This window comes from Variovorax sp. WDL1, assembly GCF_001541225.1.
GTDB lineage: Bacteria > Pseudomonadota > Gammaproteobacteria > Burkholderiales > Burkholderiaceae_C > Variovorax.
The window spans coordinates 12,571-25,694 of the sequence record NZ_LMTS01000242.1 but is presented as its reverse complement, the minus strand read 5'-3'; the positions used below and the strand labels follow the sequence as shown (position 1 = coordinate 25,694).

General features: G+C 68.4%; 9 protein-coding genes. 7 read left to right on the top strand and 2 right to left on the bottom strand.

Features of this window, described 5'->3' with window-relative positions; genetic code table 11:
- Positions 1-33: 33 nt before the first annotated feature.
- Positions 34-1,626, top strand: a complete 1,593-nt coding sequence (locus APY03_RS29955; protein ID WP_083944650.1) for a phospholipase D family protein — start codon at positions 34-36, stop codon at positions 1,624-1,626.
- 18 nt (positions 1,627-1,644) lie between these two features.
- Here APY03_RS29955 and APY03_RS29950 read toward each other — a convergent pair whose 3' ends face one another.
- On the bottom strand, positions 1,645-4,476 hold the full coding sequence (locus tag APY03_RS29950) for an AMP-binding protein (RefSeq protein WP_083944649.1): 2,832 nt from the start codon (positions 4,474-4,476) through the stop codon (positions 1,645-1,647).
- A gap of 101 nt (positions 4,477-4,577) precedes the next feature.
- Here APY03_RS29950 and pcm point away from each other — a divergent pair, with 101 nt between their 5' ends.
- The 6 genes from pcm to APY03_RS29920 all read left to right on the top strand — a co-directional run bounded on the left by pcm (position 4,578) and on the right by APY03_RS29920 (position 11,839).
- Positions 4,578-6,578, top strand: coding sequence for a protein-L-isoaspartate O-methyltransferase (pcm, locus tag APY03_RS29945; RefSeq protein WP_068682796.1), 2,001 nt, complete (start codon positions 4,578-4,580; stop codon positions 6,576-6,578).
- A gap of 84 nt (positions 6,579-6,662) precedes the next feature.
- Positions 6,663-8,441 carry an acetate--CoA ligase gene (gene acsA / locus APY03_RS29940; protein WP_068682794.1) on the top strand — a complete coding sequence of 593 codons (1,779 nt, stop codon included), beginning with the start codon at positions 6,663-6,665 and terminating at the stop codon, positions 8,439-8,441.
- Positions 8,438-9,451 (top strand): pyruvate dehydrogenase (acetyl-transferring) E1 component subunit alpha, encoded by a 1,014-nt coding sequence (gene pdhA, locus APY03_RS29935; protein WP_068682792.1) that lies wholly within the window; start codon positions 8,438-8,440, stop codon positions 9,449-9,451. Before acsA ends, pdhA begins: the two co-directional genes overlap by 4 nt.
- Positions 9,448-10,434: an alpha-ketoacid dehydrogenase subunit beta gene (locus tag APY03_RS29930; protein WP_068682790.1), complete on the top strand. Its 987-nt coding sequence runs from the start codon at positions 9,448-9,450 to the stop codon at positions 10,432-10,434. The genes pdhA and APY03_RS29930 overlap by 4 nt, the downstream gene beginning before the upstream one ends.
- Positions 10,431-11,579 carry a dihydrolipoamide acetyltransferase family protein gene (locus tag APY03_RS29925; protein ID WP_068682788.1) on the top strand — a complete coding sequence of 383 codons (1,149 nt, stop codon included), beginning with the start codon at positions 10,431-10,433 and terminating at the stop codon, positions 11,577-11,579. Before APY03_RS29930 ends, APY03_RS29925 begins: the two co-directional genes overlap by 4 nt.
- Positions 11,576-11,839: an acyl carrier protein gene (locus APY03_RS29920; protein ID WP_068682786.1), complete on the top strand. Its 264-nt coding sequence runs from the start codon at positions 11,576-11,578 to the stop codon at positions 11,837-11,839. The genes APY03_RS29925 and APY03_RS29920 overlap by 4 nt, the downstream gene beginning before the upstream one ends.
- Here APY03_RS29920 and APY03_RS29915 read toward each other — a convergent pair.
- A complete protein-coding gene (locus tag APY03_RS29915; protein ID WP_068682784.1) occupies positions 11,815-12,663 on the bottom strand; it encodes a formate/nitrite transporter family protein in 849 nt (282 codons plus the stop codon). The genes APY03_RS29920 and APY03_RS29915 overlap by 25 nt on opposite strands.
- Between the last annotated feature and the right edge of the window lie 461 nt (positions 12,664-13,124).

Below are 13,124 nucleotides of genomic sequence, written 5' to 3'. Positions count from 1 at the left end.
AGCGCAAGGCCCGGAGCGCCGCGCAATGCAAGCATGCAATCCATGGAGCGCCTGTGCATCAGCCTGGGGACAGTCCGCCGAATGGTCATGCTCGCGACCGTCGCGCTCGCGGCTGGCTGCGCGCTGCTGCCGAGGGAGGTGCCGCGCCCCGCGTCGTATGCCATCGACGGTGCGCAGCAGACCTTCCTGGGCCGCGCCTTCGCGGACCAGATGCCGAAGTCGGGCGGCGAATCGGGGTTCCGCCTGCTGGTGTCAGGCGAAGATGCCTTTGCGGCACGTGCCGCGCTGGCGGATGCGGCGCAGCGTTCGCTGGACCTGCAGTACTACGTCGTCGCTCGGGACACCACGGCCACGATGCTGCTCTACCGGGCGTTGCGCGCGGCGAAGCGTGGCGTGCGGGTCCGCTTGCTCATCGATGACCTGTATGCGGCCGGCCGGGATCGCGACCTTGCGACGCTGGCGGCGCATGCCAACGTGCAGGTCAGGGTGTTCAATCCCTTTGCGCATCGCGGTCCCCTCGGCTTGCTCCAGTGGCTGGACTTCCTGGGTGACGGGGCGCGCCTGAATCGCCGCATGCACAACAAGCTCTGGATCGCCGACAACGCGGTGGTCGTGATGGGTGGGCGAAATCTCGGCGACGCCTATTTCAACGTGCGCAGGTCGGGCGATTTCGCAGACCTCGACGTACTGGCTGCCGGACCCCTCGTGGCACAGGTATCGCGCAGCTTCGACGAGTACTGGAACAGCGAGTCGGCCATCCCGGTCGAAGCATTCCTGGGTGAGCCGCCGCAGGCTGCAGAGGCGCAGCGGCTGTACGCCGAGATGGAGGCACATGCGGAGCGCTTTCGCGAAACGGACTATGTGCAGCGCTTGCGGGCCCTGGACTTCTGGCGCGAGGTGCGCGGCGGCAAGCTGGTGCTCGTCACCGCGCCAGCAAGAGCCCTCTACGACAGCCCGGCCAAGTCGAAGGCCGGCGATACGGAGGTCGGGCATATCGCTGCAGCGACGCGGCCGATCGTCGAGGCAGCGCGTCGGGAGGTCCTCCTGGTCTCACCCTATTTCATCCCGAGCGAGCGCGGCGTTGCGGTACTTTGCGGGCTGGCCCGGAGATCCGTGCGTGTCAGGGTGCTCACCAATTCCCTCGCGTCCACCGACGTTCCACTTGTTCATTCGGGCTATGCCCGCTACCGGCCGCGACTGTTGGCATGCGGTGTCGAACTGCACGAATTTCTGCCGACCCTGCCGGCGTCGGGCAGCGCGCGCCCCGGCCTGTCGTCCGGAGCCAGCCTGCACGCCAAGGCCATCGTGGTCGACCAGCGATGGGTGCTGATCGGATCCATGAACCTGGACCCGCGCTCGCGTTCTGCAAACACCGAGATCGCGGCGCTGATCGAGAGCGATACGCTGGGTCGGCAACTCGGAGACTTGTTTGCGGAGTCGGCCGTTCTCGGCCAGGCATACCGAGTCGAGCTTGCCGAGCCCGACGCCAGCGGCGCCGCGCAGGTCGTCTGGCATGGCCTGGCGGACGGCAAGCCGGTGCGCTATGCCAGCGAGCCCTTGGCCAGCGGCTGGCGCCGGCTCATCGCCGGCCTGCTGGGCAGGCTCTTTCCGGAGCACATGCTGTGACGGGGCACGACCCGCGGCTCATCCCGCCACCACAGGTTCCGCGCAACCTCGCGCGATCTGCTCGCGGGCCTTGTCCCGCAGATGCACCGCGTCCGACCAGTTATTGCCCTCTACACGCAGCGGGTCGTGCACCACCACCGCGATCGGGCCACGGCGCGGCCGCCACGATCCGTCGCGCAACACCGACCGCGTTCCGCGCAAGCTGACCGGCACGACGGCAAGGCCCGCCCCCGTCGCGGCGACGAAGGCGCCCATGTGGAACGGCCGCAGGCCCGGCGCACGGGCGAGCGTCCCCTCGGGGAAGTAGACAAGGCTCTCGCCCGCCTTGGCCGCCTGCTCCAGGCGCCTGGCGTCCTCGACGCTGGCGTGCACGTCGTCGCGCTCCACGAATCGCACGCCCATGCGTTCGAGCACCCACTTCAAGGGAGCGGACTGTGCGAGCTCGCGCTTCGCCACGAAGCATGCGCGGGCTGGCAGCACTGCGGTCAGCAGCAGCCAGTCGAGGTAGCTCGCATGATTGGCGACGATGATCCCGGGGGCGTTCTGCAGGGTCGCCTGGCCCTCGACATGGATCGGCAGCCCCGAGACGCTCAAGCCGGCGCGGGCGATGGCACGCGCCACTCGTTTGCGCACTGCCGGTGCGGGTAGCAGCGCCGCGGCTGCACCGAGGGCGGCCCCGATGCCGAAGACTGTCCACAACCAGACCGCGAAGAGCACAGAGGCATCCCGGCGCACGGACTCGCGCCACCGCCGCTGCAGGGCGTCCAGCCACAGGCGCGCCAGCTGCCACGCGACGGCGCGTTCCGACCGGCCCAGCTCGCCCTGCTCATACAGCCTGCGGCACGCAGCGCGCCGGATCTTGCCGCTGGACGTCTTCAGGACCGTGTGTGGCGGCGCCAGCACGATGTCGTCGGCGGGCAGGCCCAGGACCTCGATCGACAGCTGCGCGATCCGGTCGCGCAGCGCTGCCCGGGAAGCCGGGACATCGGTGTGGCTCTCCGCCAGCACGATCACCCGCTCGCTGCGGCTGTGAGGATCGGCCGCCCCGAACACCGCGACGCAGCCGCGCCGGACACCCGGCAAAGCGCCCACCGCTTCCTCCAGGTCATAGGGATGGATGTTGTGGCCGCCACGGATGATGAGGTCCTTCGCGCGGCTGGTGAGGAAGACCTCGCCGTCCACCACATAGCCGACGTCGCCCGAATCCAGCCAGTCGCCGTCGAACAACGCCTTCGTGCCTTCCGGATTGCGGAAGTAGCCTTGCGTCGCCGACGGGCCGCGGAACTCGATCCGCCCCTCTTGCCTGTCGGGCAGTTCCGCGCCGTGCTCGTTCACGACGCGCAGTTCATGGCCGGGCAGCGCAATCCCGCAGCCCACCACCTGCATTGCACCCGGCCGCACGGCGTCAACGGGTTCGGCGCATCCCTTTTCGTGCAGCGCCTGCCGATCGATGACGTCGATCCTCGGCCCTCGGTCCAGCGGGGGAAAGGCCAGTCCCACGCCGCTTTCGGCGAGCCCGTAGACGGGCATCATGGCGCGCCGGTCGAAGCCGAATGGCCCGAAACGTTGGCGGAACAGATCCAGCGTCGCCGCATGCACCGGTTCCGAGCCGTTCATTGCAGCCCGCCAACAACTCAGGTCCAAGCCCTGCAGTTCGTCGTCCGGCACCTTGGTGGCAAGGATCTCGTAGGCGAAGTTCGGTGCCGCGGTGACCGTGCCGCGGTGCTCGCTGATCGCGCGTATCCAACGCGATGGCCGCCCGAGAAAGTCCTGCGGCGACATCAGCACCAACGGTACGCCGTGGTAGAGGCTGCCAAGCCATGCGCCGATGAGGCCCATGTCGTGGTACAGCGGCAGCCAGCTGATGAACACGTCGTCCGGCCCTGCTTTCATGGCCTGGCCCATGGCCCGGATGTTGGCCAGGAGGTTCGCATGCGTCAGCACGACGCCCTTGGGCTGGCCGGTGCTGCCCGACGTGTATTGGATCAGTGCCGTGTCTCGTGGGCCGCGAGGCACGGGATGCCATGGCCCGTCCGAGGCGCGCAATCGATCCACGGTCACCACTGCACGCAGTTCGGGGGCGCCCGCGCGCAGTATGCGTGCCGCCGGCAGCGCTTGTTCATCGCTGACCAGCAGCACCGCTTGGGCGTTGGCGAGGATGTTGGCCTGGCGGCGCAGATGATCCTCGATCTGGGAAGCGCGAAATGGGGGGTAGATCGGGGTTGGCACGCCGCCCGCCAGCAAGATGCCCATAAAGCATTCCAGGAACGCCAGGCTTGTGGGCAGCATCAGTGCCACCGCCTCGCCAGGCGCGACGCCCAGCCGCTGGAGCGCCGCAGCCATCGTGCGTGCGTGCTCGAGCAAGGCGGTGTGGTCGAGCTCCTGTGGCGGCTGGTCGCCGGCCAGCAGTGCGACATGGCGCAGCTTGCCGCGCTTGTCGGCATGCCACTGCAGGACGTCGATCAAGGTCTTCGCCTGGACCGGGAAATCGGCCGCGCCAAGGGAGGGCGGCGACGAGCCAGCCTTGGCGGGCGTTGGCGGACGGATGCTGCTGCGCGGTGCGGCTGCCGTCAGTGCGCGCCACAGGTCGCGCGGCGTCTGCGCGGCCTGCATCGCGGCTTCGGGCATGCGCACGTCGAACGCCTGTTCGAGCCGAAGCATCAATTCCATGCGCGCCAGGCTGTCGATGCCGAGCGTGCGCTGCAGGTCGTCGTCCAGATCGGGGGGCGCTGTTTCGCCGCCGCGCAGTTCATGCACCAAGGCCTGGATCACCAACGCCAGGCGCTCCGGTGTCACGTCGGGTCTGCCCGGCGCGGTTGGCGCGACATCGATGTCCGACCCCTGTTCCATCCTGGACACCATACGCGGTCGACGGCCGGTTCCGTTGCGCTGGCGCAAGGTCTTGGACGGCAGCCATGCGTAGAGTGAAGGGGTGAGCCAAGGAGGCCTGTATGGCAGCGGACATGACGCAGATCGACTTCATTCAGCTTCGTGCTGCCATGGTCGACGACCAGATCGCCGGGCGGGGCGTGCGAGATCCCAACGTCCTGGAGGCGATGCGCGCGGTGCCGCGGCACATGTTCGTGCCGGAGCCGTTGCGCGAGTTTGCCTACGACGACTCGGCGCTGCAGGTCGATGCGGAACAGACGATCCCGCAGCCCTACCTGGTCGCGGTCATGGCCGAAGCCCTCTCGATCGACGATCGCGCGAAGGTGCTGGAAATCGGCACCGGCACCGGCTATGCGACCGCCGTGCTTTCGCGCCTGGCGCGCAGTGTCTGTACCGTGGAGACCAGCGGGACGACCGCGGCCAAGGCGGCGAGCGCGCTCATGGCACTGGGCTGCACCAACGTGCACGTCCTTCACGGCGACGTGAGCCAGCGCTTCGAGCACCATGCGCCCTTCGATGCCATCATGGTGAATGCTCCCGGCCCGCACGTGCCGCAGGCGCTGGGGCAGCAACTGGCGATCGGGGGCCGGCTCGTCATGTCGGTGGGCATCGATCCGGCCGTTCGAGAACTAGTCCGCGTGACGCGAGTGTCGGAAGACGAATTCCGGACCGAGGACATTGCCGACGTGCGGGTTGCCGCTTTCGACGCCGGGTCGCGGCGAATCCCGGCCCGTCGAGACGGGCGCAGCGCGCCCGGGTCCCCGGATTCGATCCTGGCGAAGGCCATCGCAGCGGGCTGCGAACGGTTCGACGCGGTGGGCTCGGCGGATCTCGGCCCGCTACTGGAGCGCATCGGAGACGCCCGCGTGGTGCTCATGGGCGAGGCGACGCACGGCACGTCGGAGTTCTATCGCATGCGAGAGCAGATCTCGCGCGAGTTGATCCTGCGCAAGAACTTCAACTTCATCGCCATCGAAGGGGATTGGCCCGATGCGGCTCGCATCGACCGCTACGTGCGCCACGGGCGGCATCGTCCGGCGAACTGGACGGCGTTCGCCCGCTTCCCGGCCTGGATGTGGCGCAACCGGGAGATGCGCGACTTCGTCGATTGGCTGCGCGACCACAATGCAGGTATCGACGCGGCCGACCGGGTGGCGTTTCACGGTCTCGACCTCTACAGCCTGTACAACTCGATCCACTCGGTCGTCGGCTACCTCGAGGACGTCGATCCGCCGACCGCCGGTATCGCACGACAGCGCTACGGCTGCCTGACGCCGTGGCAGTCCGATCCCGCCAGCTACGGCTACGCGGCGTTGAACCCAAGGTACCGAAGCTGCGAGCAGGAGGTGGTCTCGATGCTCGGCGATCTGCTGCACCGGCAGCGGATCTACACGGGGCGCGACGGCGAGCGCTTTCTCGATGCGGTGCAGAACGCACGGCTGGTCGCCAACGCGGAGCGCTACTACCGGACCATGTACTACGGCTCGCGCGCATCGTGGAACCTGCGTGACAGCCACATGTTCGAGACGCTGAAGGACCTGCTGAGTTTTCACGGACCCGCCAGCAAGGCCATCGTGTGGGCGCACAACTCCCATATCGGCGATGCGAGGGCCACCGAGATGTCGCGACGCGGCGAGCACAACATCGGCCAGCTGTGCCGGCAGGCGTTCGGCAGTGCGGCCTGCCTGATCGGCTTCGGCACGGACAGCGGCACGGTGGCGGCAGCCACCGAGTGGGACGGGCCGATGGAAGCCAAGACGATCCGGCCCTCCCTCGCCGGCAGCTATGAACGCCTGTGCCACGAGGCGGAGGTCCCGAACTTCATTCTTCCCCTGCGCGCCCCCGCATCCGCGCGCCTGCTGGACGGTTTGTCGCAGCCGCGGCTGGAACGGGCCATCGGCGTGCTGTACCGCCCCGAGACGGAACTGCAGAGCCATTACTTCCAGGCGGTCCTGCCGCGGCAGTTCGACGAATACATCTGGTTCGACCAGACGCACGCCGTCAAGCCCCTGGACACGGAAACCATCGAAGGACTGCCGGAGACCTATCCGTTCGGGCTGTGACGGAGTGCGCCGAGCCGCCTGATTCTTGATCTGTCGCAAGCGGCCGGCCGACGCAGCCGCGCAGACTGCGTGCCAGGAGACACCATGGAAGGTTCCTCACTCATCCGCAAGACTGCCCGGGATCGCCGCGTGCTGCCGAACCTGCTGGACTACGACGCCGAATGCCGCGCCTTCAGCTGGGATGCGGCCCGATCCGAACTCCAGGGCCTTCCCGGCGGCGGTCTCAACATGGGCTTCGAGGCTGTCGATCGCCATGCGGGCGGCCCCCTGAAGGATCGGACAGCCCTGCGTTTCGTGTCGCGCGACGCGGCGCCGCTGGACCTGAGCTATGGCGAACTCGCGCGCCGGACCAACCGCTTTGCCAATGTGCTGCGCCAGCTCGGCATCGGCAAGGGCGATCGCCTGTTCGTGCTCGCCGGGCGCATCCCGGAACTCTATGTCGCCGTGCTCGGCGCACTGAAGAACGGCACCGTGGTGACACCGCTCTTCTCGGCCTTCGGCCCGGAGCCCATCGCCACGCGCATCCGCATCGGCGAAGGCCAGGTGCTCGTGACCACGGACGGGCTGTACCGCCGAAAGCTGCAGCAGTGGCGCGCACAGCTGCCGTCGCTGCGGCACGTCCTGCTGATCGCGGAGGAGGGCGGCGCCACCGCCGAACCCGGCACGCTCGACCTCGGCGCGCTGCTCGCCGCGGCTCCTGACGCGTTCGAAACCGCGGCGACCTTGCCTGAAGACCCTGCGCTCCTGCACTTCACCAGCGGCACCACCGGCGCGCCCAAGGGTGCACAGCATGTGCATGGCGCCGTGGTCGCCCACCGCGCCACTGCGCGCTACGCGCTCGACCTCCATCCCGAGGACCGCTTCTGGTGCACCGCCGATCCTGGCTGGGTGACCGGAACCTCGTACGGCATCATCGCTCCGCTCCTGCTGGGCGTGACTTCGCTGGTCGATGTCGAGGAATTCGATGCCGAGCGCTGGTACGGCCTGCTCGAGCAGGAACGCATCAGCGTCTGGTACACGGCACCCACGGCGATCCGCATGTTGATGAAGTCCGGCGTGGCGCAGGCGCGGCGCCACGCCTATCCTGACCTGCGCTTCGTGGCCAGCGTGGGCGAGCCGCTCAACCCGGCGGCCGTCTGGTGGGGCAAGGAGGCGCTGGGCCTGCCCATCCACGACAACTGGTGGCAGACCGAGACCGGCGGGATCATGATCGCCAACACCCCGGCTTTCGACATCAAGCCGGGTTCGATGGGGCGCCCGCTGCCGGGCATCGATGCCCGCATCGTCGAGCATCTGGACGTGGAGGGCGAGGAGCCCCGGGTACGGGTCGTCGACGAGCCGGACGTCGAAGGCGAGCTGGCCCTGCGCGCCGGGTGGCCATCGATGTTCCGGGGCTACCTGAACAACGAGGCCCGCTACCGCAGGTGCTTTGCCGGCGGCTTCTATCTCACGGGCGATCTGGCCCGGCGCGATGCCGACGGCTACTTCTGGTTCGTAGGCCGCGCGGACGACGTCATCAAGTCCGCCGGACATCTGATCGGCCCGTTCGAGGTCGAAAGCGCGCTGATGGAGCACGCTGCGGTGGCGGAGGCTGCCGTGATCGGCAAGCCCGATGCCCTGCTCGGCGAGACGGTGAAGGCCTTCGTCTCGCTCAAGGCCGGCCATGCGCCCGGCGAGGCGCTGCGCATGGACCTCCTCGCACACGCGCGCAGGCGCCTCGGCGCGGCCGTCGCCCCCAAGGAGATCGACTTTCTTGCGACCCTGCCGCGCAACCGCAGCGGCAAGATCATGCGACGCCTGCTCAAGGCACGCGAGCTCGGGCTGCCCGAGGGAGATACCTCCACGCTGGAGGGCGGCGCATGAACGACACAGGCGTGCCTGCGCCCCCCACCGGCCCCGTACCCTGGGGCAAGCCCTTCTGCCTGACGATGCTCGCCGACATGCTGCGCATCCGTCGCCTCGAAGAGAAATGCGCCGAGCTGTACGGCAGGATGAAGATCCGCGGCTTCCTGCATCTCTACATCGGCGAAGAAGCCGTGGCCACCGGCGCGATGCATGCGCTCGAAGCCGACGACAACATCGTCGCCACCTATCGCGAGCACGGCCATGCACTGCTGCGCGGCGTCGGCATGGGGCCCATCATGGCGGAGATGTACGGCAAGCAGGAGGGCTGCTCGCGTGGCCGCGGCGGCTCGATGCACCTGTTCGACCGGGCGACCCGCTTCTTCGGCGGCCAGGCCATCGTCGGCGCCGGGCTGCCGCTGGCGGTCGGTCTGGCCCTGGCCGACAAGCTCTCGGGGCGCACCGCACTGACGGCCTGCTTCCTGGGGGAAGGGGCGGTCGCCGAAGGTGCCTTCCATGAGTCGATGAACCTCGCGGCCTTGTGGAAGTTGCCCGTGCTGTTCTGCTGCGAGAACAACCTCTACGCCATGGGGACGGCGTTGGCGCGTTCCGAATCGCAGACCGACCTGTGCGTGAAGGCGGCGTCGTACGGGATGCGGACCCTGGCCGTCGACGGGATGGACGTGGTGGCGGTCCACGAGGCTGCGAAGCGCGCCGCCCCCGAGGTTCGCGCCGGCGGTGGGCCCATGTTCATCGAGTTCCGGACCTACCGCTTTCGCGCCCATTCGATGTTCGACGCCGAGCTGTATCGCAGCAAGAGCGAGGTGGAAGCGTGGAAGACCCGAGGACCGATCCATACGTACACCGCGCGCCTGAAAGCGCAGGGCACCCTGGACGAGGACGAGTTCCTGGCCATCGACGCGAGGGCGCAGAGGGAGGTCGACGATGCCGTGGTGTTCGCCGAAGCTGGAACCTGGGAGCCGGTCGAAGAGCTGTTGCAGGATGTGCTCACGCGCGAGGAGCACTCGTGACAGTCCGCACCATCAGCTACCGGCAAGCACTGGCCGAAGCCCTGCGTGAAGCGCTGCGGCAAGACCCCCGCGTCTTCCTCATGGGCGAGGACGTGGGACTCTACGGCGGCACCTACGCGGTGTCCAAGGGCCTGCTCGAGGAATTCGGGCCCGAGCGCGTGCGCGACACGCCCCTGTCCGAACTGGCTTTCGTCGGCGCCGGGGTCGGCGCGGCGCTGGGCGGCATGCGGCCGATCGTCGAGCTAATGACGGTCAACTTCAGTCTGCTGGCGCTCGATCCCATCGTCAACTGCGCCGCGCTGATGCACCACATGTCGGGCGGGCAGTTCTCGGTGCCGCTGGTGATCCGCATGGCCACCGGCGCGGGCCGCCAGGTGGCAGCGCAGCATTCGCACAGTTTCGAAGGCTGGTACGCGCACATCCCCGGCATCCGTGTGCTCGCTCCCGCCACGGTGGAGGACGCTCGCGGCATGCTTGCGGCGGCGCTCGCCGACCCGGACCCGGTGCTGTTCTTCGAGCATGTGCAGCTCTACAACATGGAAGGCGAGTTCGACGACGATTCCCGCGTCGACATTCGCAGCGCCAAGGTGAGGCGCGCCGGCACCGACGTCAGCCTGATCACCTATGGCGGATCGCTGCCGAAGGCGATGCAGGCGGCACAGGCACTGAGCCTCGACGGCATCGACGCGGAAGTGGTCGATCTGCGGGTGCTGCGGCCGCTCGACGATGCGACCGTGATGGCCTCGGTGCGCAAGTGCCGGCGAGCCGTCATCATCGACGAGGGCTGGCGTTCGGGCAGCCTGGCTGCCGAGCTGATGGCGCGCATCGGCGAACAGGCCTTCTTCGACCTGGATGCGCCGCCGGCGCGCGTGTGCAGCGAGGAAGTGCCGATCCCCTACGCCCAGCATCTCGAAGAGGCCGCATTGCCACAGGCCGCGAAGGTCATCCTGGCGGTGAAAACGTTGATGGGGCGCGCGCCATGATCCGGTTCGAACTCCCTTCCCTGGGCGCCGACATGGACGAAGGCACCTTGCTGAAGTGGCATGTCAAGCCTGGCGACCTCGTGAAGCGGGGTCAGGTGATTGCCGTGGTCGACACGTCCAAGGCCGCTGTCGATGTGGAAGCCTGGCAGGAAGGTGTGGTGGCGCAGCTGCTGGTCGAGCCCGGCCAGAAGATCGCGGTCGGTACCGCCATGGCCACCCTGTTGGAGCCCGGGGAGGCGGCGAGCGGGCAGGCCGCCCCGGTGCTGCGCCGCCCAATATCGCCGGCCGCGCGCAAACGCGCTCACGAACTCGGCATCGTCGCCGACGAGGTGAGGGGTACGGGTGTCCAGGGATCGGTGACCGTGGCAGACATCGAGGCCGCCGCCCATGCCGGCGAGGCCGCTTCAGCTGCGCCCCGTCCCGAGGCATCGCCGGCCGAGCGCAACCAGAACATGCGCAAGGCGATCGCCACAGCGATGAGCCGCTCGAAGCGCGAGATTCCGCACTACTACCTCTCCGAGCCGATCCCGATGGAGAACGCGCTGGCGTGGCTGCAGAGGCGCAACGAGCGCGTGGCGCTCGCCGATCGGATGCTTCCGGCGGTGCTCCTGCTCAAGGCAGCGGCCGTTGCGTTGCGCAGAACGCCCGAGTTGAACGGCTTCTACCGCGACGGCGTGTTCCTGCCGGGCACCGCGGTGCACGCAGGCGTGGCGATCTCGCTGCGCGGCGGCGGGCTGGTGGCCCCTGCCATCCACGATGTCGGCAACAAGTCGCTGGACGCGTTGATGATCGAGCTCAACGACCTGGTTGGGCGTGCCCGTTCGGGGTCGCTGCGCAGTTCGGAGATGTCCGATCCGACGATCACCGTCACGAATCTTGGCGACCAGGGCGTGGAGACTGTCTTCGGCGTGATCTACCCCCCGCAGGTCGCCCTGGTGGGGTTTGGCTGCGTCGCCATGCGTCCCTGGGCGCAGGACGGCGCCGTTCGGGTGCTGCCCGTCCTGCGCGCCACGCTGGCGGCCGACCATCGCGCGTCGGACGGGCATCGCGGGGCGCTGTTCCTTGCCGAGCTGCGCGACTTGCTGCAGCAGCCGCAGGCCCTGGCATCGGACGCGGACGGCGCCGCCCAAGGAGGAACCCCATGAACGATGACGCCCACGCGCTCGGCGAGACCGTGCTCTCGCTGCTGCGTCCGATCGCGCCCGAGCTCGATCCGGCCACGGTCGATTGGAAGCGTCCCCTGCGCCGTCAGATCGACCTGGATTCGATGGATTGGCTCAACTTCCTGGTCGCCCTGAGCGCGCAATTCGGTGTGGACATACCGGAGTCGGACTACGCGCGTCTCGTCACGCTCACGGATGTGATCGAGTACCTCATGGCTCAACGTCGTTCCGGGCGCAGGTAGATCGTCCAATAGACCAGGGCGACAAGCACGCTGCCGCCCACCAGGTTGCCGGCGATCACCGGTCCCAGGTTGTGCAGCAGATCCAGCATGGTCAGCGGCGCGCCCAGCAGCATCGCCAACGGGAAGAAATACATGTTGGCGATCGAATGCTCGAACCCGGCCGCGACGAACGCAGTGATCGGAAAGACGATCGCCACCGCCTTGTCGGCCACGCTGCGGCCCGCCATGGCCATCCAGGCTGCCATGCACACGAGCACGTTGCAGAGTACGCCGCGAAAGAACAGTTCGCCGATCGGCACCTCGGACTTGGCAGTGGCGATACGTACCGCGGCGGCGGCCACTGCGCCGCCGTTCATCGAGGCATGCCCGGACAAGAACACCAGCAGCGCGAGCCCGGCGGCCCCGACCAGGTTGGCCAGGCAGACCACCACCCAGTTGCGCAGCAGCTCCCCGCTGCCTACCGCACCGCTTGCCCACGCCATCGCTATCAGGTGGTTGCCGGTGAACAGCTCCGCGCCGGCCACCATCACCAGTAGCAGACCGAGCGAAAAGGCGAGCCCGCCGAGGAGCCGCGAGACGGCGAAGCCGAGGGATGCGTCGCTGGCGACCAGCGTGAACATCAACGCCCCGAAGCCGATGAAGGCACCGGCCAGGACGCCCAGCATCGCCTGCGTCGCCCATGGCAGGCGGGCCTTGGCTACGCCGAGGTCACGCACGCGCGCGGCGATCTCCGTCGGCGCATAGGCATCGGCGCCGAACGGAGAAGGACGATGGGGCGGCTGCGCTCGCTGGGCCGCCAGATGGGTGTCGCTGGTCACTGGCATGGCGCCATGCTCGCGTGCACGGGCGCACCGAGCCTTGCGCCAGGTCAAAGGCCCGCGACAGTGGCGGGGCTACGCTGGTGTCGCATGAAAGCTCAAGATTGCAGCGTCTGGACAAGGAACCTCGGTATGCTCGCGCGCGCCGCGCTCCCGCTCGTCTGGCTGGCCCTGAGCGTCCCTTGCCTCGCCAGGGAAGGTGCCGCAATGCCGATGGACCCACCTGAGGTGGCGTCGCGCAACGCTGCATATTTGTCCGCCCTCGATGCGGCGACTGCCGCGCGGAAGGCTTCCAAGGATGCCGGCAACGCGCTGAAGAAGGCCGAGCAGTCCTCGAGGAGTGCTTCCGTGCGCGCCACAGAGGCGACGCTTCGAGCAGCGCGCAAGGCCCACGAATCTGCCCGTCATGCTCGGGAGAAGACCCTGCTTTCGGCTCTTCGAGCGACCGGCGAGAGTCGAGCGAAGGC

Coding starts and splice junctions, on each gene's coding strand:
- APY03_RS29955 (WP_083944650.1), top strand. CDS start 34: ATGCAATCCATGGAGCGCCTGTGCATCAGCCTGGGGACAGTCCGCCGA.
- APY03_RS29950 (WP_083944649.1), bottom strand. CDS start 4,476: ATGGAACAGGGGTCGGACATCGATGTCGCGCCAACCGCGCCGGGCAGA.
- pcm (WP_068682796.1), top strand. CDS start 4,578: ATGGCAGCGGACATGACGCAGATCGACTTCATTCAGCTTCGTGCTGCC.
- acsA (WP_068682794.1), top strand. CDS start 6,663: ATGGAAGGTTCCTCACTCATCCGCAAGACTGCCCGGGATCGCCGCGTG.
- pdhA (WP_068682792.1), top strand. CDS start 8,438: ATGAACGACACAGGCGTGCCTGCGCCCCCCACCGGCCCCGTACCCTGG.
- APY03_RS29925 (WP_068682788.1), top strand. CDS start 10,431: ATGATCCGGTTCGAACTCCCTTCCCTGGGCGCCGACATGGACGAAGGC.
- APY03_RS29920 (WP_068682786.1), top strand. CDS start 11,576: ATGAACGATGACGCCCACGCGCTCGGCGAGACCGTGCTCTCGCTGCTG.
- APY03_RS29915 (WP_068682784.1), bottom strand. CDS start 12,663: ATGCCAGTGACCAGCGACACCCATCTGGCGGCCCAGCGAGCGCAGCCG.